Below are 19444 nucleotides of genomic sequence, written 5' to 3'. Positions count from 1 at the left end.
TTTCCGGGGCCGCAAAGCGGCCCCAGAATTCAGCTGCCTTCGCCAGCCAGGCGCCGCTCTTGCTGGAACTTCCAGCGTACATACAGCAAGCCGGCGATGAACAACCCCAGGCTCACCAGCACCTCGAGCCAGCCAAACACCGCCCGCGCCGGATCGAATGCCGCCAGCACGCCCTTGATGAAGTAGATGTTCACCACGAAGCAGGTCCAGGCATGCGCCCGGGCGCTGCCTGCCAGCATGCCCGGCAGCAACAGCAGCAGCGGCACCAGTTCGATCGCCAGAATGACCTCGACCCGGGCCCCATGCAGGTTGGCGAACCCCAGGTTGTTCACCAGCAGCAGAACGATCAGGCCGAAGAAGAACGCCAGGCTCAATGCCCGCGTCAGGCGCAGGCGCGGGGCCAGCCACGCCAGCGCTGGCAATACCTTGGGCTTTCTAGCCACGTGCGGCCTCCAGGGCCTTGGCGGTAGTCGCCAGGCGTTGACCCAAGGCGCGGCACAGGGCGATTTCGTGGGCGTCCAGTTCGCGCTTGCCATCGGCCCCGGCATGATGACTGGCGCCATATGGCGTGCCGCCACCGCGGGTTTCGAGCAATGCCGATTCGCTGTATGGCAGGCCCATGACCAGCATGCCGTGGTGCATCAGCGGCAGCATCATCGACAGCAGGGTGGTTTCCTGGCCGCCATGCAGGCTGGCGGTGGAGGTGAACACGCCCGCCGGCTTGCCGACCAGCTCACCGCCCAGCCACAGGCTGCTGGTGCCATCCAGGAAGTACTTGAGCGGCGCCGCCATGTTGCCGAAGCGGGTCGGGCTGCCCAGTACCAGCCCGGCGCAGTGGCGCAGGTCGTCCAGGGTGGCGTACAGCGCGCCACTGGGCGGAATGTCCGGGGCTACCGCTTCGCATTCGGTGGAAATCGCCGGCACCGTGCGCAGGCGGGCCTCGAGGCCGGCCAGCTCGATGCCGCGGGCAATGTGCCTGGCCATCTCGCTGGTCGAACCATGGCGGCTGTAATACAGCACCAGGATATAGGGCGCGGTCACGGCAGGATCTCCAGCACTTTCTCCGGCGGGCGGCCGACCACGGCCTTGTCACCGGCGACCAGGATCGGCCGCTCGATCAGCTTGGGGTGGCGGGCCATGGCCTCGATCAGCTGCGCGTCGGTCAGGCCCGGGTCGGCCAGGTTCAGCTCCTTGTATTCGTCTTCGCCGGTACGCAGCAACTGGCGCGGGCCGATGCCCAGCTTGCCGAGCAAGGCCGCGAGGGTGGCCGCGTCAGGCGGGGTTTCGAGGTAGCGCACGATGGTCGGTGCCAGGCCGCGGGCTTCGAGCAGTTCCAGCGCGCCGCGGGATTTCGAGCAGCGCGGGTTATGATAGAGCGTCAGGTCGGTCATGTCGGGTCGCATCCAGCAGGGTGTGGCGGCTATTCTAACCGCAGCGACTGACACATTTGCTTGAAAACTCGAGAAGGATTGACCCATGGCAAGGCGTCTGGCAGCAGTACTGGCCATCACCGCGAGCCTGTTGCTCGGTGGTTGCGGTGCCGATTATGGCGTGGACCAACACGGTAATACGGTTAAGGCCGAACAGCTCGACGGGCACTGGCTGGTGCTCAACTACTGGGCCGAATGGTGCGGGCCGTGCCGTACCGAAATCCCGCAACTGAACGCGGCGGCCAAGCAATGGGTAGGCGACGGCATCAAGGTGGTGGGGGTGAATTTCGACGGCTTGCAGGGGCAGGACCTGAAGCAGGCGAGCGAAACCTTGGGAATCGATTTCACCGTACTGGCCCAGGACCCGGCCGAGCGCTATGACCTGCCGCGCAGCGAGGCGCTGCCGGTCACCTACATCATCGATGACAAGGGCAAGGTGCGTGAGCAGCTGATGGGCGAGCAGACGCTTGAAGGGCTGCAGGCCAGGATCAAGGCCCTGAAAGGCGCCTGATGCATCCGGGGCCGCAAACGGCCCCGGCAATTCTCAGCCTTCTTCAGGCCAGAAGCGCAATGGCTTGCCCTCGGCTGGCCAGAAGCGTATCTGCTCGATCGGCGACACGTCCCAGCGTTGCACGGTTTCCAGCGCCTGCAGGTAACGTTTTTCCTGCTCCATCAAGGCCGGCGCGCACAGCTTGCGGGTCTTACCGACCTTACCGAAGCTCAGGTGCTGGCCTTCCAGCGTGTACGGCGCAAACCAATGGTTGCAACCGCCGTTGCCATAGGCACGACCATCGCTGGCCAGGGTCAGGGTCAGGTGGCTGTAGTCGATCAGTGGCCGCTCGCCAATCCACTCCAGTACATAGCTGCGCTCCTGCTGCAGCCTGGCAGGTTCAGCGGCGCAGCCAAGCAGGCCGGTGGCAATCAGCACGCCGGTCAGCAGATTCTTCACTCGGCGCTCTCCTGGCAACGCGGGCACAGGTGTTTTTCGCCACGGCTGGCCCAGCCCAGCTCGGCGATGCGCGCGCTGGCGGCGGGCTGGCGGGCTTTTTTGCCCAGCTTGGCGTCCACGGCAAATTCGAAATCCAGCACTGCGGCGCAGCTGTCGCAGGCTACCTGCCAGGTAAGGATTTCCAGTTCGTTGAACACTGGGCCACTGGCCACCGCAACCCACTGGCCGCGGGGGTTGATCAAATGGCGCACGCTCTCCACGGTCAGGCGCATCGACAGGTCCTTGCTGCCCTTGAGGGTGACCAGCAGGGTGTCGCCTTTGTGCATCGAGCCGCCGTTGCCGGTGACTTGGTAGCGGCCCGGCACCAGCGCGCGGCACTCGATCAAGGTGTGTTGCGGGTTGAAAAGGGTGTAGCGGAAATCGTGCTCGACCATGGGTCCTCCAGAAATGCCGCGTATCCTAGCACTAACCCATCACCAGATTCTGTGGTTTGCCTGCCGCCCAGCGGTTGATGTTGTCCAGCGTGGTCGCAGCGATGGCGTCCAGTGCCTCACGAGTGAGAAATGCCTGGTGGGCGGTGACGATCACGTTGGGGAAGGTCAGCAGGCGGGCCAGCACGTCGTCCTGCAACGGCAGGTCGGAACGGTCCTCGAAGAACAGCTGGGCCTCTTCTTCATAAACATCCAGGCCCAGGTAGCCGAGCTGGCCGCTCTTGAGCGCGTCGATCAGCGCCGGGGTGTCGACCAGCGCGCCGCGACCAGTGTTGATCAGCATGGCGCCAGGTTGCAGCTGGGCCAGGCTTTGCGCATTGATCAGGTGCCGGGTGTGCTCGTTCAGCGGGCAGTGCAGGCTGATGATACGGGCTTCGCGCAGCAGCTCGGCCAACGGCAGGTAGCGCGCGTCCAGCGCTAGCAGCTCTGGGTTGGGATGGGGGTCGTAGGCCAGCAGCTGGCAGCCGAAACCGGCCATGATGCGGGCGAAGGCGGCGCCGATCTGGCCGGTGCCGACCACGCCGACGGTTTTGCCGTGCAGGTCGAAGCCGGTCAGCCCGTGCAAGGTGAAATCACCTTCGCGGGTGCGGTTGTAGGCCCGGTGCAGGCGCCGGTTGAGGGCCAGAATCAGCGCAACGGCATGTTCCGCCACGGCATGCGGCGAGTAGGCGGGCACGCGCACCACGGTCAGGCCCAGGCAACGCGCGGCGGCCAGGTCGACATGGTTGTAGCCGGCCGAGCGCAAGGCGATCAGGCGCGTGCCGCCGGCTGCCAGGCGCTGCAGCACCGGGGCGTCCAGTTCGTCATTGATGAAGGCGCAGACCACCTCGTAGCCCTCGGCCAGGGCAGCGGTGTCGAGGGTCAGGCGGGCAGGCTGGAAATGCAGGTCCACGCTGGTGCCGCTGGCGGCCTGGCTGAAGCTCTCCTGGTCGTAGTGCTGGCTGCTGAACAACAGGACCCGCATGGTAATGCTCCTCAAGATTGACTGGGCTGCGGCACGTAGCCGCTCTGGCACAGGCCGTTATGCTCAGGCGCTCAACCTGGCCTGGACAGCCAGGCGGTCGATGGCGGCATCCAGCTCATCCAGTGCCTGTTGCGCCTGGGGGTGTTCCTGCTTGAGCAAGGTCTCGCTGCGTTGGCACGCGGCGCGCAGCTGCGGGACACCGCAGTAGCGCGAGGCGCCGTTCAGGCGGTGCACCTGCTCGATCAGCGTGGTGCGGTCGTCGGCCTCGCGGGCGGCACGTATGGCTTCGCGGTCGGCCTCCAGCGAGGCCAGCAGCATGCTCAGCATGTCGGCTGCCAGGTCCGCCTTGCCGGCCGCCAGGCGCAAGCCTTCTTCGGGGTCGAGCACCTGCAGTTCATCGCCGCTGGCCAGTTGTTCGGCCAGGCGCTCCTGCTGTGGCGTGCCCAGGCTGAGCCCGGTCCATTTCATCACCACCTGGGCCAGTTGCCGTTCGCTGATCGGTTTGGTCAGGTAGTCGTCCATGCCGCCGTGCAGCAACGCACGTTTCTCGTTGGCCATGGCGTGGGCGGTGAGGGCGACGATCGGCAGCGGGTTGCCGCTCTGGGTGTTTTCCCACAGGCGGATCTGCTCGGTGCAGGCGCGGCCGTCCATGCCCGGCATCTGCACGTCCATCAGCACCAGGTCGAAGGGCTCGTTCTGCACCGCCTGCACCGCAGCATAGCCGTTGTCGACGGCGAGTACCTCGGCCCCCAGGTCTTCAAGCAGGGTCTGTACCAGCAGCAGGTTGGCGGCATTGTCGTCGACACAGAGGATCTTCGGCTGGCGTTGGCCGTTGACGCTGTTCGCCTCGCCCTGGGGACGGCGCGGTTGTACCAGCTCCAGCAACAGGCGCCGCAGTTTGCGGGTGCAGGTCGGCTTGGACAGCAGCTGGCCATGACCATTGGGCAGGTAGGGATGATACAGCGCCTGCTCGGTAGTCGGGCACAGCACCACGCACTGGCAATGGTAACGTTCCAGCTGCTGGTGGTAATGGCCCAGTTGTTCGGGCGACAGGTTGCCCAGGTTGGCCCCGAGCACGGCGAACTCGAATGGCTGACCGGCCTGGCTGGCGGCCTGTACACCTTGGAGCAACTGGGCGTAGGAGGTGAACAGGCTGACGCTGAGCCCGCAATCTTCCAGCTGGTGTTCCAACGCCTGGCGGGCCAGTTCGTGACCATCGACAATGGCCGCGCGGCGGCCCAGCAGCGGTTGCAGTGGTGGCTCCTGGAGATCGTCGTGGGCCTTGGGCAGGTTGAGGCTGATCCAGAACTGCGAACCTTCGCCCGGGGTGCTGTCGACGCCGATCTCGCCGCCCATCTGCTCGATCAGACGCTTGGAGATCACCAGGCCCAGGCCGGTGCCGCCGGGCTGGCGTGCCAATGAGTTGTCGGCCTGGCTGAACGCCTGGAACAGCGTGCGCACATCCTGGGGCGACAGGCCGATACCCGTGTCCTGCACGCTGATGCGCAACTGTGCGCTGTCTTCGTGCTCGTCTTCGAGCATGGCGCGCACGACGATGGTGCCCTCGCGGGTGAACTTGATGGCATTGCTGACCAGGTTGGTGAGGATCTGCTTGAGCCGCAGCGGGTCGCCGATCAGCGACGACGGGGTGTCGCGGTAGATCAGGCTGAGCAGCTCCAGCTGCTTGGCATGGGCCGCCGGGGCGAGGATGGTCAGGGTATCCTGGACCAGGTCCCGCAGGTTGAACGGAATACTGTCGAGCACCAGCTTGCCGGCTTCGATCTTGGAGAAGTCGAGGATCTCGTTGATGATTCCCAGCAGGTTGTCGGCGGATTTCTCGATGGTGCCCAGGTAGTCCAGCTGCCGCGGGGTCAGTTCGCTTTTCTGCAGCAGGTGGGTGAAGCCGAGGATGCCGTTGAGCGGGGTACGGATTTCATGGCTCATGTTGGCCAGGAATTCCGACTTGATGCGGCTGGCCTCCAGCGCTTCCTTGCGCGCCATGTCCAGCTCGATGTTCTGGATCTCGATGGTTTCGAGGTTCTGGCGCACGTCCTCGGTGGCCTGGTCGATGCTGTGCTGCAGTTCCTCATGGGCGTTGTGCAGGGTTTCGGCCATGCGGTTGATGCCGCGCGCCAGTTCGTCCAGTTCATGGCTGCCCATGATCGGCAGGCGTTCTTCCAGATGGCCGTCCTTGAGCTGGTTGACCGCGTGCTTGATGCGCTCGATGGGGTCGTTGATGGTACGGCTCATGCGCAGCGCCAGCAAGCCGCTGAGCACCAGGCAGGCGAGGATCAGGAACAGGCTGGTGAACAGGTTGCGGTAGCCGCGCAGCAGCGTGCCGTCGTGGGACAGCTCGATCTCGACCCAGCCCAGCAGGCGTTCGGCTTCGGCCGGCACGGCATCGGTGGCCAGGTCGCGGTGGTGGCCGAACACTGGCATCAGGTAGCGCGTGGCATCATTGCCGCTGCGCTGCAGTAACTGCATGCCGGTGCCGCCGCTTGGCGGCTGGTTGAGCATGCTCGGGCCGGCGTGGGCCAGGCGTGTGCGGTCCGGGGCCAGGAAGGTGACGGCGCGCACATCGGCCTGCTCCAGGGTCTGTGCGGCGATGCGCTCCAGTTGCGCCGGTGCGAGCTTGGCCATGGCGGGTGCAGCCAGCGGTGCCAGTTGTTCGGCAATCATCTTGCCGCGTTGCAGCAACTGGGTGCGCAGGTCGTTTTGCTGCAGCCAGGTGAAGTAGCCGCCCAGCACCAGGGCCATCAGGCCGGCCGGCAGCAGGGCCAGCAGCAGGACCCGGCTGCGTATTCCCAAGCGATCGAGCACACTCGCCTCCTGTCATGTGCCTGGACGCCGTCAAGCGATGACGGCCAAGGCGGGAAGTTACTCCGCCTGCGGCAGCATTGCACCTCTTTAGTCGGTGTTTTTGCCAGTTGCCGCGCATTGGTCGCAGCGCGGTTGCCCGGCGGGCGACGGATGCTCGATAATCGCGCAATTGAGAATGTATGGCAGTTGCCAATGAATCCCGAAGCTGTTCACAACTGCAATATCCTCGCCATCGAGGATGACCCGGTGCTGGGCGCCTACCTGCACGAAACGCTGCAACGCGGCGGTTTCCACGTGACCTGGTGCCGCAATGGCCTGGAGGGGCTGGAAACAGCAGGGCGTCACGCCTTCGACGTGGTGCTGCTGGACATCCTGCTGCCCGGGCTCAATGGCCTGGATGCCCTGGCGCAATTGCGCAAACGCAGCGCCACGCCGGTAATCCTGATGTCGGCACTGGGTGCCGAGGCCGATCGCATCAACGGCTTCCAGCGCGGCGCCGATGACTACCTGCCCAAGCCGTTCAGCATGGCCGAACTGCAGGTGCGCATCGAGGCAATCCTGCGCCGGGTCGCCCTCGAACGCCGCCATCGCGCCCCGCAGGCGCAGCCCGCCAGCGGTGAATTGCACTACGACGAGGGCCTGTGCGATGTACGCCTGGACGGCCGCCTGGCCGGTCTCACCCCCAGCGAATATCGTCTGCTCGATATCCTCAACCGCAACCCCGACGAGGTGTTGAGCAAGCCGTTCCTGTACCAGCAGGTACTGCAACGGGGCTATTCGCGGCATGATCGCAGCCTGGACATGCATGTCAGCCAGATCCGCCGCAAGCTCAAGGCCATCGGTTACCACGCACGCCAGGTCCGTACCGTGTGGGGCAAGGGTTACGTGCTCAGCGCCAGCGAGGCGGAGTGACCCATGCTCGACCGTCACTCGTTGTTCTGGAAACTGGCCATCCTGCTGGTGGGCTTCTGCCTGCTGATGATCGGCCTCAGCTACACCTGGGGGCGGCACATGGAAACCCAGGACGCCTTTCTTTCGGCGCCGGCGCAGCAGGTGTTGCGTGGTTATGCCAGCGAGGCCGAGCAGGCCTGGCGCAGCGGCGGGCGTGCGGGGCTGGACCGCTGGGTGGCAACCATGCACCAGCGCGAACGCGGCTGGGTTGGCGTTTTCGACCTCAACCTGCGGCCACTCGACAGCGCCAGCCTCGACCCGCAGACCATGCAACGCCTGACCCGCCTGCGCGGTGTCGACTGGCCGATGAGCCAGCGCACGGTGGGGCAGCCATGGCTGCGCATACCGTTTCCGGGGGCGGCGGAGCAGGGCCTGCTGGTGATCGAACTGCCGCAGCGCTTCAACCCCGGCCAGCACCGGCTGTTATGGCGGGTCGTCACCAACGGCATCATCCCTGGCCTGTTCACCCTGCTGCTGTGCGTGGGGCTCTACCGCATGCTGATCGTGCCATTGAACCAGTTGCGCGAGCAGGCCAACGCCTGGCGTGCCGACCAGCTGTCGGCGCGACTCGACTCACGTACCATTGCCCGGCATGACGAGCTGGGCGAACTGGCCCGCGCCTTCGACCAGATGGCCGAGCGCTTGCAGGGGACGGTGGCGATGCAACAGCAGTTGCTACGCGACCTGTCCCACGAAATGCGCACGCCGCTCAGCCGGCTGCGGGTGGCCTGCGACGGTGAAACCGACCTGCCACGCCTGCGTGAGCGCCTGTCGCGGGAATTGGCCTGCATGCAGCAACTGGTCGAGGATACCCTGCAACTGGCCTGGCAAGACGCCGAGCGTGCGCCGATGAACCTGGAACCGATCGAGATCCACGCCTTGTGGGAGTTGCTGGCCGAGAACGCCAGCTACGAGAGCGGCTGGCCGCTGGCGCGGCTGCGCTGCGAAGTGCCGGCCGACTGCTGGGTGCTGGGCAACCTCAATCACCTGGCCCAGGCGCTGGAGAACCTGTTGCGCAATGCCATTCGTCATTCGCCGGCCGAGGGTGTGGTGCGTTTGGGAGGGCAGCGTGACGGCAGCTATTGGCGGCTGTGGCTGGAGGATGAAGGTGGCGGCGTAGGCGAAGAGGACCTGGAGCGAATCTTTGCGCCGTTCTCGCGGCTGGATGGCTCACGGCCCGGTGATGGGGGCTTCGGCCTGGGGTTGAGCATCGCCCGCAGTGCCATTCAACGCCAAGGCGGGACCTTGTGGGCGGAGAATGGCAAGCAGGGGCTGCGGCTGTGGATGAGATTGCCGTTACATGTGCCGGCCCCTTCGCGGGTGAACCCGCTCCCACAGGGTCATCACCACTCTTGAGGCCAGTGTAGCCCTTGTTGGAGCGGGTGCACCCGCGAAAGGGCCGGTGCAGGCTATTGATATAGCTTGTGGCTATATCCATCACAGATTGCGTGATATGGCCGCGAAGGGTTTGCCGGTATGATAGGCGCCCCTGCCGTCCGGATTGTGAAATACGCCATGACCTTGCAGTACCCAACCATCGCCGATTGCGTCGGCAATACGCCTCTGGTTCGCCTGCAGCGCATCGCTGGCGAAACCAGCAATACCCTCCTGCTCAAGCTCGAAGGTAACAATCCTGCCGGCTCGGTGAAGGACCGCCCGGCATTGTCGATGATCACCCGCGCCGAACTGCGCGGCCAGATCAAGCCCGGCGACACCCTCATCGAAGCCACCTCCGGCAACACCGGCATCGCCCTGGCGATGGCGGCGGCGATCAAGGGCTACAAGATGATCCTGATCATGCCCGACAACTCCACCGCCGAACGCAAGGCCGCCATGACCGCCTACGGTGCCGAGCTGATCCTGGTGACCAAGGAAGAGGGCATGGAAGGTGCCCGTGACCTGGCCGAGAAGCTGCAAGCCGAAGGCCGTGGCCTGGTGCTGGACCAGTTCGCCAACGGCGACAACCCGATCGCCCATTACACCAGCACCGGCCCGGAGATTTGGCAGCAGACCCAGGGCACCATCACCCATTTCATCAGCTCCATGGGCACCACCGGTACCATCATGGGCTGCTCGCAGTACCTCAAGGAACAGAACCCGGCGGTGCAGATCATCGGCCTGCAACCGATGGAAGGTTCGGCCATCCCCGGCATCCGCCGCTGGCCCGAGGAGTACCTGCCGAAGATCTTCGACGCCACCCGCGTCGACCGCGTGGTCGACATGTCGCAGCAGGAAGCCGAAGACACCACGCGCCGCCTTGCCCGTGAAGAGGGTATTTTCTGCGGCGTGTCTTCCGGTGGTGCGGTCGCGGCCATGCTGCGCCTGTCCCGCGAGGTGGAAAACGCCACGATGGTCGCGATCATCTGCGACCGTGGCGACCGTTACCTGTCCACCGGCCTGTTCGACCTGAGCTAAATGTCCAAGAAGAAAAGCAACAGCGGCCTGCGTTTCCAGCCGGCCGGCGGCAACCGTACCGCCCAGGTGCCCGTGGGCAAGAAACAGCGGCTGGATATCGAGCGCCTGGCCGGTGACGGCCGCGGTATCGCCTTCTTCGAGGGGCGCACCTGGTTCGTCAGCGGCGCCCTGGCCGGTGAGGCCGTGGAGGCGCGGGTGCTCAACGCTCGTGGCAAAGTGGTCGAGGCCCGCCTGGAGCGGCTGCTGCAGGCCAGCCCCGAGCGCCGTGAGGCGCCCTGCCGGCATTACGGCCGTTGCGGTGGCTGCAACCTGCAGCACCTGCCCCACGATGCACAGCTGGCGCTAAAGCAGCGTACCCTGGCCGAGCAGTTGCAGCGGGTGGCCGGCGTGCAGCCCGAGGAATGGGCCGCGCCGCTGAGCGGGCCTGAATTCGGCTACCGGCGCCGCGCCCGCGTGGCGGTGCGCTGGGATGCCAAGGCGCGCCAGCTGCAGGTAGGCTTCCGCGCCGAAGCCAGCCAGGACATCATTGCCATCGATGATTGCGCAGTGCTGGTACAGCCCTTGCAGGCGATTCTGCGCCACTTGCCGACCGTGCTGCGTTCATTGAGCAAGCCGCAGGCGCTGGGCCATGTCGAATTGTTCAGCGGCACCGCCGAGGCGCTGCTGGTGCGTCATGTCGCGCCGCTGCCGGCAGAAGACCTGGCCAGGCTGCAGGCGTTCTGCGCGCAGGCCAGGGCGCAACTGTGGCTGCAAGGCGAAGGCGAGCCGGCACCGCTGGAGCCGAAAGCACAACTGGGTTTCGCCCTGGCGCCATGGCAACTGGAGCTGGCCTGGCGCCCCGGGGACTTCGTGCAGGTGAATGCCCAGGTCAACACGGCAATGATCGAGCAGGCCCTGGCCTGGCTTGCACCGCAGGCCGACGAGCGCGTGCTGGACCTGTTCTGCGGCCTGGGCAACTTCGCCCTGCCGCTGGCACGCCAGGCGCGCGAGGTGGTGGCAGTGGAAGGCGTGCAGGCCATGGTCGATCGGGCCGCAGCCAATGCCCGGAACAACAATGTGCATAACGCACGGTTTTTTCAGGCCGATTTATCGCAGCCTTTGGCAGGCACCGGATGGGCCGCCGAGGGCTTTTCTGCGGTACTCTTGGATCCACCGCGCGACGGTGCTTTCGAGGTGGTGCAAGGCATCGCCCGCCTCAAGGCCAGAAGGCTGGTCTATGTATCGTGCAACCCGGCCACGCTGGCGCGAGACGCCCAGGTGCTGGTCGGCCAGGGGTACCGGTTAAAAAGGGCCGGGATTCTCGACATGTTTCCTCAGACGGCGCATGTCGAGGCCATGGCGTTATTCGAAGCGGGCTAGCTGACTGGCCCCTTGGTGCGGCTTTCACGGAATGGCAGCCGCACGGTGATCGCCAGCGCACCCGCGTGGTGCGCTGTATGGAAAGGTAAAACAAAGATGGTACAGGTGAGAGTGCACCAGCCGGTCAACACTGACGGCAGTATCAATCTCGATGCATGGTTGGACCATGTGGTGAGCGTCGATTCGGCACTGGATCGCGCAGCGCTGAAGGAGGCCTGCGAGTTCGCCCATGAGGTCGAGAAAAAAGGCAACCCGGCCAAGCATTCCTGGGCGGACGGGACGTCCAGCTTCCAGGCAGGCCTGGAAATCGCCGAGATCCTCGCAGACCTCAAGCTCGACCAGGATTCCCTGGTAGCGGCAGTCATCTACCGCTCGGTGCGCGAGGGCAAGGTGACCCTGGCCGAGGTCAGCCAGCGTTTCGGCCCGGTGGTGGCCAAGCTGATCGACGGCGTGCTGCGCATGGCGGCGATCAGCGCCAGCCTCAGCCCCCGGCAGTCGCTGGTGCTGGGTTCGCAGGCGCAGGTCGAGAACCTGCGCAAGATGCTCGTGGCCATGGTGGACGATGTGCGCGTGGCGCTGATCAAGCTGGCCGAGCGCACCTGCGCGATCCGCGCGGTCAAGGCCGCCGATGACGAGAAACGCCTGCGTGTCGCCCGCGAGGTGTTCGATATCTATGCGCCGCTGGCCCACCGCCTGGGCATCGGCCACATCAAGTGGGAGCTGGAAGACCTGTCCTTCCGCTACCTTGAACCCGACCAGTACAAGCAGATTGCCAAGCTGCTGCACGAGCGGCGGCTGGACCGCGAGCGCTTCATCAGCGACGTGATGAACCAGTTGCAGAACGAACTGCTGGCCACCGGCGTCAAGGCCGACATCAGCGGCCGGGCGAAACATATCTATTCGATCTGGCGCAAGATGCAGCGCAAGGGCCTGGAGTTCAGCCAGATCTACGACGTGCGTGCGGTGCGCGTGCTGGTGCCGGAAATCCGCGACTGCTACACCGCACTGGGTATCGTGCACACGCTGTGGCGGCACATTCCCAAGGAGTTCGACGACTACATCGCCAACCCCAAGGAAAACGGCTACCGCTCGCTGCACACCGCGGTGATCGGCCCCGAGGGCAAGGTGCTGGAGGTGCAGATCCGTACCCACGGCATGCACGAGGAAGCCGAACTCGGGGTGTGCGCCCACTGGCGCTACAAGGGCACCGACGTCAAGTCCAGCTCCAACCATTACGAAGAAAAGATCTCCTGGCTGCGCCAGGTGCTGGAGTGGCACGAAGAACTGGGCGACATCGGTGGCCTGGCCGAGCAGTTGCGGGTCGATATCGAGCCGGACCGGGTCTATGTGTTCACCCCGGACGGCCACGCCATCGACCTGCCCAAGGGCGCCACCCCGCTGGACTTCGCCTACCGCGTGCACACCGAAATCGGTCACAACTGCCGCGGCGCCAAGATCAACGGGCGCATCGTACCGCTCAACTACAGCCTGCAGACCGGCGAGCAGGTCGAGATCATCACCAGCAAGCACGGCAACCCCAGCCGTGACTGGTTGAATTCCAACCTGGGCTATGTCACCACGTCGCGCGCCCGGGCCAAGATCGTGCACTGGTTCAAGCTGCAGGCGCGCGACCAGAACGTCGCTGCCGGCAAGACCTTGCTCGAGCGCGAGCTCAGCCGCCTGGGCCTGCCTCAGGTGGACTTCGAGCGCCTGGCCGAGAAGACCAACGTCAAGACCGCCGAGGACATGTTCGCCTCGCTTGGCGCCGGCGACCTGCGCCTGGCTCATCTGGTCAACGCGGCCCAGCAACTGCTGGAGCCCGAGCGCATCGAACAGATCGAACTGGTGCCGCGCAAGCCAACCGGGCCGCGGACCGGCAAGCGTGGCGACATTCAGATCCAGGGTGTCGGCAACCTGCTGACGCAGATGGCCGGCTGTTGCCAGCCGTTGCCGGGCGACGCCATCGTCGGCTACATCACCCAGGGCCGCGGCGTGAGCATCCACCGCCAGGACTGTGCCTCGGTGCTGCAGCTGGCAGGCAAGGAGCCCGAGCGCATGATCCAGGTCAGCTGGGGGCCGATCCCGGTGCAGACCTACCCGGTCGACATCGTCATCCGTGCCTACGACCGTCCGGGCCTGTTGCGCGACGTGTCGCAGGTGCTGCTGAACGAGAAAATCAACGTGCTGGCGGTGAATACCCGCTCGAACAAGGAAGACAACACCGCTCTGATGTCATTGACCATCGAGATTCCTGGCCTGGACGCGCTGGGGCGTCTGCTGGGGCGGATCTCGCAGTTGCCGAACATCATCGAGACGCGGCGTAATCGTACGCCTTGAGACTGCGGCGCCTGCTTCGCGGGGCGGTTGAACCGCGAAGCAGCCACCACTGAAGGACCTGCCTAGATGACCTACACCCTTGACGACCTGCTGCACCTCATGGCCCGCCTGCGCGACCCGCAATACGGTTGCCCCTGGGACCTGCAGCAGAACTACGCGAGTATCGTCCCGCACACCATCGAGGAGGCCTACGAGGTCGCCGACACCATCGAGCGCGGCGATTTCGAGCACCTGCAAGGCGAACTGGGCGACCTGCTGTTCCAGGTGGTCTACTACAGCCAGCTGGCCCGCGAGGAGGGGCGCTTCGAGTTCGATGGTGTGGTCGACAGCATCACCCGCAAGCTCATTCGCCGCCACCCGCATGTGTTCCCCACGGGTGAGTTGTATGCGCCGGTAGACACGCCAAGCCTGAGCGAGGCCCAGGTCAAGTCACGCTGGGAAGAAATCAAGGCCGAAGAGCGCGCGGAAAAGAGCCAGCCCGAGCAGTTGTCGCTGCTTGATGACGTACCGGCGGCATTGCCGGCATTGTCGCGTGCGGCCAAACTGCAAAAGCGCGCGGCCACCGTCGGTTTCGACTGGCCCGCGGCACTCCCCGTGCTGGACAAGGTCCGCGAGGAACTGGACGAAGTGCTGCAGGCGATGGCCGACGGCGATAGCGATGCGCTTGAGGATGAAATCGGCGACCTGCTGTTCGCCACCGTCAACCTGGCCCGCCACCTCAAGCACGACCCGGAACATGCCCTGCGTCGCGCCAACCGCAAGTTCGAGCGGCGTTTTCGCTTCATCGAACAGGCATTGCGCGACAGTGGGCGCCCCATCGAAGATTGTAGCCTTGACGAGCTGGACGCCCTTTGGGGCGAGGCCAAACGTCAGGAAAAGAACCTGCCCAGCTGCGGCTGAGCTGTTGCATAAGTGAGTGAACATTCATGAGCCTTTCCCTTCGCGACCAATTGCTCAAAGCCGGTCTGGTCAACCAGAAACAGGTTTCCCAGGCCAACAAGGCCGAGAAGAAACAGAAACGCCTGGAGCACAAAGGCCAGGTCGAGGTGGACGACAGCCAGCAGCGCCTGGCCAAGGAAGCCATGGCCGAGAAGGCCAAGCGTGACCAGGAACTGAACCGCCAGCAGCAGGAAAAAGCCGAGCAGAAGGCCCGTGCCGCGCAGATCAAGCAACTGATCGAAGCCACCCGCCTGCCCAAGCTGAACACCGAGGACTACTACAACTTCGTCGACGACAAGAAGGTCAAGCGTATTGCCGTCAACGCCCTGATGCGTACCAAGCTGAGCAACGGTGCGCTGGCCGTGGTGTCGTTTGCCGGTGGTTACGAGGTCATCCCCCGCGAAGCGGCGGTGAAGATCCAGGAGCGCGACCCCAGCCGTGTCCTGCTGCTCAACACCCATGTCGAGGAAGCGGACGAGGATGACCCGTATGCGGCATACAAGATCCCGGACGACCTGATGTGGTAAACAGCAAAAACCCCGCCTTGGCGGGGTTTTTCCTGGGTAGCGGGTTCACTGCGTGGTGCGCTGGTTTTCCAGGTTTTCCAGCTCGGCCCGGTACTGGTGTGCTTCGTGCTCGTTGTGGAACATGCCCACCAGCTGGCCTTGTTGGTGCACATCCCAGATCCGCACGCCAGCGGCCAGGCCTTCGTGGGACATTTTCGATTCGTCGCGTTCGGTTACTTGGACTGTCATCGGTAAACTCCACTGCTTGAGTTGGCTGCGACACTCTGTCGCACACCCTCTTTATAGAGTTTGTTAGCAGGCTAAGTAAATAAAACAGCCATGAAACAAGTTTCATGAAGTGCGATAGGGCCGGTACAGGTAGCCGGAAACGCCCGGCAGAAAAAAGCCCCGCACAAGGCGGGGCTTCGGGTGCTACGGACAGCGCCAATCAGTTGCCCTTCACCGGCTTGCCATCGACCGTGCCGTCCTGCAGCACGATCACGTACTCCTTGCCGTCGGTTTCGACCTGGCGCAGTTGCACCAGCAGGTAATCCCAGTTCTTGGCAAACCACAGCTCGGTGATGCGCTTGCTCTGGCTAGGGTCACGCACACGCTCGACCTTCACCGCATCCACCTGGCCGGTCTTGGTGGTGACCTTTTCGGTACCCAGCACGCGGAAGTCGTAGGTGTCGATCTCGTCACCGTCGACCACCTGGTAGGTCATGCTCTTCTTGCCGGCGGCCACGTCATGCTGCAGGGCCAACTGGTAGGACGACTTGTCGAGCACGCCACGGTTCAGCGGCAGGTTGATGGCATCGCCACGATCGTTGCCGGTGACCTTCTTGGCGTTCCAGTCGAAGTTCAGGTCGACCTTCTTGGCCTTGCCCAGGCCGCCGCGCTCGAAGTGATACTGCTGCGGCAGCAGGGTATCGTTGTCCATGCGCAGGGTACTTTGCTCGGTCAGGCTGGCGATCATCATGGAAGCCTTGAAGTTAAGGTCCCACGTACCGTTGGCATTCTTGACCAGGCTACGCTCGGCGGTGCCGCTCATGGGCAGCTGCTTCCAGTCGGCGGTGTAGCTGGCCGAGAAAGGCTTCAGATCAGCTGCCTGGAGGGGCAGGGCGAGCACGGCGAGAGCCAAGAGCAGGGCGCGACGCATAAATTCTCCTAGGATCGAATCAGGTGACCGCTGGCCGCCAGGGGTTGGCCATCCAGTAACGCGCCCTGTTCGCCGAGGCGCAAGCGCCCCTCAGCGTACCAGCGCACCGCCAGCGGGTAGATCAGGTGTTCCTGACGGTGTACCCGCTGGGCCAGGCTTTCGACGGTGTCGTCAGACGCCACCGGCACTACAGCCTGTACGACCAATGGGCCGCCATCGAGTTCCTCAGTCACGAAGTGTACGCTGCAGCCATGCTCGGCGTCGCCTGCCTCCAGTGCCCGTCGGTGGGTATGCAGGCCCTTGTACTTGGGCAACAGCGACGGGTGGATGTTGAGCAGGCGGCCCTGGTAGTGGCGTACGAAGTCGCCACTGAGAATGCGCATGAAGCCGGCCAGCACCACCAGGTCCGGGGCAAAACCGTCGATGCGCGCCATCAGCGCGGCATCGAAGGCTTCACGGCTGTCGAACTGGGTGTGCTCGAGCACCACGCTGTCGATGCCGGCCGCCGCGGCGCGTTGCAGGCCGTAGGCGTCGGCGCGGTTGGAAACCACCGCGCGGATGCACACCGGGCTGTCCGCGCCTTGGCAGCTGTCGATCAGCGCTTGCAGGTTGCTGCCGGAGCCCGACAGCAGTACCACTACATTGCAGGTCTTGCTTGGCATCAGTGTGCCTTGAGGTTCTGCAGCTCGACCTGGGCAGCGCCCTCGGCGGCTTCGGCGATGTGGCCGATCACCCATGGCTGCTCACCGGCGGCGCGCAGTTCGTTCAGGGCGGCTTCTACCTGGTCCTGGGCTACGCAGATGACCATGCCGACGCCACAGTTCAGCACGCGGTGCATTTCATGCTCGTCGACGTTGCCTTTTTCCTGCAGGAAGTCGAACACCGCCGGGCGCTGCCAGCTGGCCACGTCGATCACCGCCTGGGCGTTGGCCGGCAGTACGCGCGGAATGTTGTCTAGCAGGCCGCCACCGGTGATGTGGGCCATGGCCTTGACCGCGCCGGTGTTCTTGATCAGTTGCAGCAGCGGCTTGACGTAGATGCGGGTCGGCGCCATCAGCAGGTCAGCCAGCGGCTTGCCGTCCAGCTGGGTGTTTTCGATGTCGGTAGCCGACACTTCGAGGATCTTGCGGATCAGCGAATAGCCGTTGGAGTGCGGGCCCGAGGAGGGCAGGGCGATCAGTGCGTCGCCGGTGGCGACCTTGGAACCGTCGATGATCTCGGCCTTTTCCACCACGCCGACGCAGAAGCCGGCCAGGTCGTAGTCTTCGCCTTCGTACATGCCTGGCATCTCGGCGGTTTCACCACCGACCAGCGAGCAGCCGGCCAGTTCGCAACCGGCACCGATGCCGGTGACCACGGTGGCCGCCACGTCGACGTTGAGCTTGCCGGTGGCGTAGTAGTCGAGGAAGAACAGCGGCTCGGCGCCGCACACCACCAGGTCGTTGACGCACATGGCGACCAGGTCCTGGCCGATGCTGTCGTGCTTGTTCAGGTTCAGCGCCAGGCGCAGCTTGGTGCCGACGCCGTCGGTGCCGGAGACCAGCACCGGTTGCTTGTAGCCGGCCGGGATCTCGCAGAGGGCGCCGAAGCCGCCCAGGCCACCCATGACTTCAGGGCGTGCGGTGCGTTTTGCCACGCCCTTGATGCGTTCGACCAGTGCTTCGCCGGCGTCGATGTCTACACCGGCGTCCTTGTAGCTCAGGGAGGGTTGCTTGCTCATTGATCCAGGCCTTTAGGAGGGAGGGATTCTAAAAAAACGACCATGACGGCCAAGGCCGGCTGGTAAGCGGCGGCTGCCTGAAACGTCAGTGGTCTGTGAAGGCGCGCGATTTTATCAGGGTTGCCGTGCAGCGGCCATCCTCAGGCCGACGGGCAGGGCGGTAATTATTGAAAAAAGCCTGAGGGTGGTTGATGCGGTTGCATGTGTATAAGCTGCAAGCAACGAGTCGCAAGCTGCTTCGCAAGGCAGCCTGGCGCTCGGCCTGCTTTTTCTTGCCGCTTGAAGCTTACGGCTTGAAGCTCGACTGGACAGGAATCCTCCATGCGTTTGTTGAATATTCTGGCGGCCGGTTGCCTGGCCCTGATCTCGGCCACCGTCCAGGCTGAAAATGTCTCCGGCCTTTACCAGGTACGCGAAGCGGTGACCGGGCCGGGCGCCGAAGCCCGCGCAGCGGCTACTGCCAAGGCGCTCGATACCCTGGTGCTGCGCCTGACCGGCGACCCCAAGGCGGCGCAGAACCCGGCACTGGCCGAACTGCGCAAGGACCCGCAGCAAATCATCAACCAGGTGGGCAGCGAAGCCGGGCCACCCGAGTCGGTGCTGGTCGAATTCGACCCCGGCAGCACCGAGCGAGCCCTGCGCAAGGCCGGCCTGGCCTTGTGGGGCAGCAACCGTCCGTCGATCCTCGGTTGGTGGCTGAACGACAGCGCCGAAGGCAGCAGCCTGGTCGGCGACGGCCAGGCCAGCGCCCAAGCGCTGCGCCGCGCCGCCCAGCACCGTGGGCTGCCGCTGCGCCTGCCGCTGGCCGACCTGCAGGAGCAACTGGTGGCCAACGCCGGGCAGATCGAAGGCAGCAACCCGGCGCCGTTGCGTGAAGCCTCCGAACGCTACGGTGCCGATGCGCTGCTGGCCGTGCACGCCCGCGAGGCCGACGGCAAGTGGCAAGGCAAGTGGCAGCTGTGGCTGGGTGACCAGCGTGAGCAAGGCACTGCCGAGGGGGCCGACCCGGCAGCCTTGGCCGACGCCGTGATGCGGGCGGTCAGCGTCCGCCTGGCGCCGCGCTACGTCACGCGCCCCGGGGCCAGCAGCCAGTTGCAGGTGCAAGTGCAGGGCATGAACCTGCAGCGCTACGCCGAACTGGCTCGCGTGCTCGAACCTTACGGCCCGCGCCTGCAGATGGCCGAGGGCAGTACCCTGACCTACGCGGTGACCGCCAGCCGTGAACAACTGCGGGCCCAGCTTGGCCTGGCCAGGCTGCAGGAAGTACCGGCCGAGCAGGCGCCGGCGTTACCGGCCCCGCCAACTGCGCCCGGGGCAGCGGGCGTGCCACCGGCCACGCCGGCCCAGCCTGCGGGCACGCCGTTCGACGGCCTGCGTTTTCGCTGGTAAGGGGAGGCACACAGC

At 64.9% G+C, this 19444-nt stretch carries 20 protein-coding genes; 9 read left to right on the top strand and 11 right to left on the bottom strand.

What is annotated here, in order from left to right:
- Window positions 1–29: 29 nt before the first annotated feature.
- From QSV36_RS22345 to arsC, 3 genes are read right to left on the bottom strand one after another with little or no spacing between them, the layout of a single operon-like run.
- Window positions 30–443 carry a DUF2069 domain-containing protein gene (locus tag QSV36_RS22345; RefSeq protein ID WP_289134522.1) on the bottom strand — a complete coding sequence of 138 codons (414 nt, stop codon included), beginning with the start codon at window positions 441–443 and terminating at the stop codon, window positions 30–32.
- Window positions 436–1041 (bottom strand): NAD(P)H:quinone oxidoreductase, encoded by a 606-nt coding sequence (gene wrbA / locus QSV36_RS22340; protein ID WP_289134520.1) that lies wholly within the window; start codon window positions 1039–1041, stop codon window positions 436–438. The genes QSV36_RS22345 and wrbA overlap by 8 nt, the downstream gene beginning before the upstream one ends.
- A complete protein-coding gene (gene arsC / locus QSV36_RS22335) occupies window positions 1038–1391 on the bottom strand; it encodes an arsenate reductase (glutaredoxin) (RefSeq protein WP_186689783.1) in 354 nt (117 codons plus the stop codon). Before arsC ends, wrbA begins: the two co-directional genes overlap by 4 nt.
- 85 nt (window positions 1392–1476) lie before the next feature.
- Here arsC and QSV36_RS22330 point away from each other — a divergent pair, with 85 nt between their 5' ends.
- Window positions 1477–1941 (top strand): TlpA disulfide reductase family protein, encoded by a 465-nt coding sequence (locus tag QSV36_RS22330; RefSeq protein WP_289134518.1) that lies wholly within the window; start codon window positions 1477–1479, stop codon window positions 1939–1941.
- Between the two features lie 33 nt (window positions 1942–1974).
- Here QSV36_RS22330 and QSV36_RS22325 read toward each other — a convergent pair whose 3' ends face one another.
- The 4 genes from QSV36_RS22325 to QSV36_RS22310 all read right to left on the bottom strand — a co-directional run bounded on the left by QSV36_RS22325 (window position 1975) and on the right by QSV36_RS22310 (window position 6654).
- Window positions 1975–2379, bottom strand: coding sequence for an META domain-containing protein (locus QSV36_RS22325; RefSeq protein ID WP_289134516.1), 405 nt, complete (start codon window positions 2377–2379; stop codon window positions 1975–1977).
- Window positions 2376–2813: a hypothetical protein gene (locus QSV36_RS22320; protein ID WP_289134515.1), complete on the bottom strand. Its 438-nt coding sequence runs from the start codon at window positions 2811–2813 to the stop codon at window positions 2376–2378. The genes QSV36_RS22325 and QSV36_RS22320 overlap by 4 nt, the downstream gene beginning before the upstream one ends.
- Before the next feature lie 31 nt (window positions 2814–2844).
- Complete coding sequence (locus QSV36_RS22315; protein WP_289134514.1) at window positions 2845–3834, bottom strand: 2-hydroxyacid dehydrogenase; 990 nt, start codon at window positions 3832–3834, stop codon at window positions 2845–2847.
- Window positions 3835–3897: 63 nt separating this feature from the next.
- A complete protein-coding gene (locus QSV36_RS22310; RefSeq protein ID WP_289134512.1) occupies window positions 3898–6654 on the bottom strand; it encodes a response regulator in 2757 nt (918 codons plus the stop codon).
- Between the two features lie 192 nt (window positions 6655–6846).
- On the opposite strand from QSV36_RS22310, the gene QSV36_RS22305 reads away from it, so the two are divergent.
- The 7 genes from QSV36_RS22305 (at window position 6847) to QSV36_RS22275 (ending at window position 15182) form a co-directional block, all read left to right on the top strand.
- On the top strand, window positions 6847–7566 hold the full coding sequence (locus QSV36_RS22305; RefSeq protein WP_289134511.1) for a response regulator transcription factor: 720 nt from the start codon (window positions 6847–6849) through the stop codon (window positions 7564–7566).
- A gap of 3 nt (window positions 7567–7569) precedes the next feature.
- The gene (locus QSV36_RS22300) at window positions 7570–8961 is read left to right on the top strand and encodes a sensor histidine kinase (protein WP_289134509.1); all 1392 of its coding nucleotides are present in this window, start codon (window positions 7570–7572) and stop codon (window positions 8959–8961) included.
- A gap of 159 nt (window positions 8962–9120) precedes the next feature.
- Entirely contained in the window at window positions 9121–10020 is a 900-nt protein-coding gene (gene cysM / locus QSV36_RS22295) for a cysteine synthase CysM (RefSeq protein ID WP_225776674.1), read from the top strand.
- Window positions 10021–11379, top strand: coding sequence for a 23S rRNA (uracil(1939)-C(5))-methyltransferase RlmD (rlmD, locus tag QSV36_RS22290; RefSeq protein WP_289134507.1), 1359 nt, complete (start codon window positions 10021–10023; stop codon window positions 11377–11379).
- 96 nt (window positions 11380–11475) lie between these two features.
- Window positions 11476–13716, top strand: a complete 2241-nt coding sequence (gene relA, locus QSV36_RS22285; RefSeq protein ID WP_289134505.1) for a GTP diphosphokinase — start codon at window positions 11476–11478, stop codon at window positions 13714–13716.
- Window positions 13717–13782: 66 nt separating this feature from the next.
- Window positions 13783–14616: a nucleoside triphosphate pyrophosphohydrolase gene (gene mazG, locus QSV36_RS22280; RefSeq protein ID WP_289134503.1), complete on the top strand. Its 834-nt coding sequence runs from the start codon at window positions 13783–13785 to the stop codon at window positions 14614–14616.
- Window positions 14617–14642: 26 nt separating this feature from the next.
- Window positions 14643–15182: a DUF2058 domain-containing protein gene (locus QSV36_RS22275; protein ID WP_225776678.1), complete on the top strand. Its 540-nt coding sequence runs from the start codon at window positions 14643–14645 to the stop codon at window positions 15180–15182.
- Window positions 15183–15227: 45 nt separating this feature from the next.
- Here QSV36_RS22275 and QSV36_RS22270 read toward each other — a convergent pair whose 3' ends face one another.
- The 4 genes from QSV36_RS22270 to purM all read right to left on the bottom strand — a co-directional run bounded on the left by QSV36_RS22270 (window position 15228) and on the right by purM (window position 18040).
- Window positions 15228–15410 carry a hypothetical protein gene (locus tag QSV36_RS22270; RefSeq protein ID WP_170028714.1) on the bottom strand — a complete coding sequence of 61 codons (183 nt, stop codon included), beginning with the start codon at window positions 15408–15410 and terminating at the stop codon, window positions 15228–15230.
- Between the two features lie 199 nt (window positions 15411–15609).
- Window positions 15610–16320 carry a DUF3108 domain-containing protein gene (locus tag QSV36_RS22265; protein ID WP_289134500.1) on the bottom strand — a complete coding sequence of 237 codons (711 nt, stop codon included), beginning with the start codon at window positions 16318–16320 and terminating at the stop codon, window positions 15610–15612.
- A gap of 8 nt (window positions 16321–16328) precedes the next feature.
- On the bottom strand, window positions 16329–16982 hold the full coding sequence (purN, locus tag QSV36_RS22260; RefSeq protein WP_289134499.1) for a phosphoribosylglycinamide formyltransferase: 654 nt from the start codon (window positions 16980–16982) through the stop codon (window positions 16329–16331).
- Window positions 16982–18040, bottom strand: coding sequence for a phosphoribosylformylglycinamidine cyclo-ligase (gene purM / locus QSV36_RS22255; protein ID WP_186689768.1), 1059 nt, complete (start codon window positions 18038–18040; stop codon window positions 16982–16984). Before purM ends, purN begins: the two co-directional genes overlap by 1 nt.
- 321 nt (window positions 18041–18361) lie before the next feature.
- Between purM and QSV36_RS22250 the strand changes: the two genes are divergently transcribed.
- Window positions 18362–19429, top strand: a complete 1068-nt coding sequence (locus QSV36_RS22250; protein WP_289134497.1) for a DUF2066 domain-containing protein — start codon at window positions 18362–18364, stop codon at window positions 19427–19429.
- Window positions 19430–19444: the final 15 nt, after the last annotated feature.

The sequence above is a fragment of the Pseudomonas sp. BCRC 81390 genome, from assembly GCF_030341915.1.
Taxonomy (GTDB): domain Bacteria; phylum Pseudomonadota; class Gammaproteobacteria; order Pseudomonadales; family Pseudomonadaceae; genus Aquipseudomonas.
The sequence above is the reverse complement of the archived record's forward strand: the minus strand, read 5'-3'. Positions and strand labels throughout refer to the sequence as shown.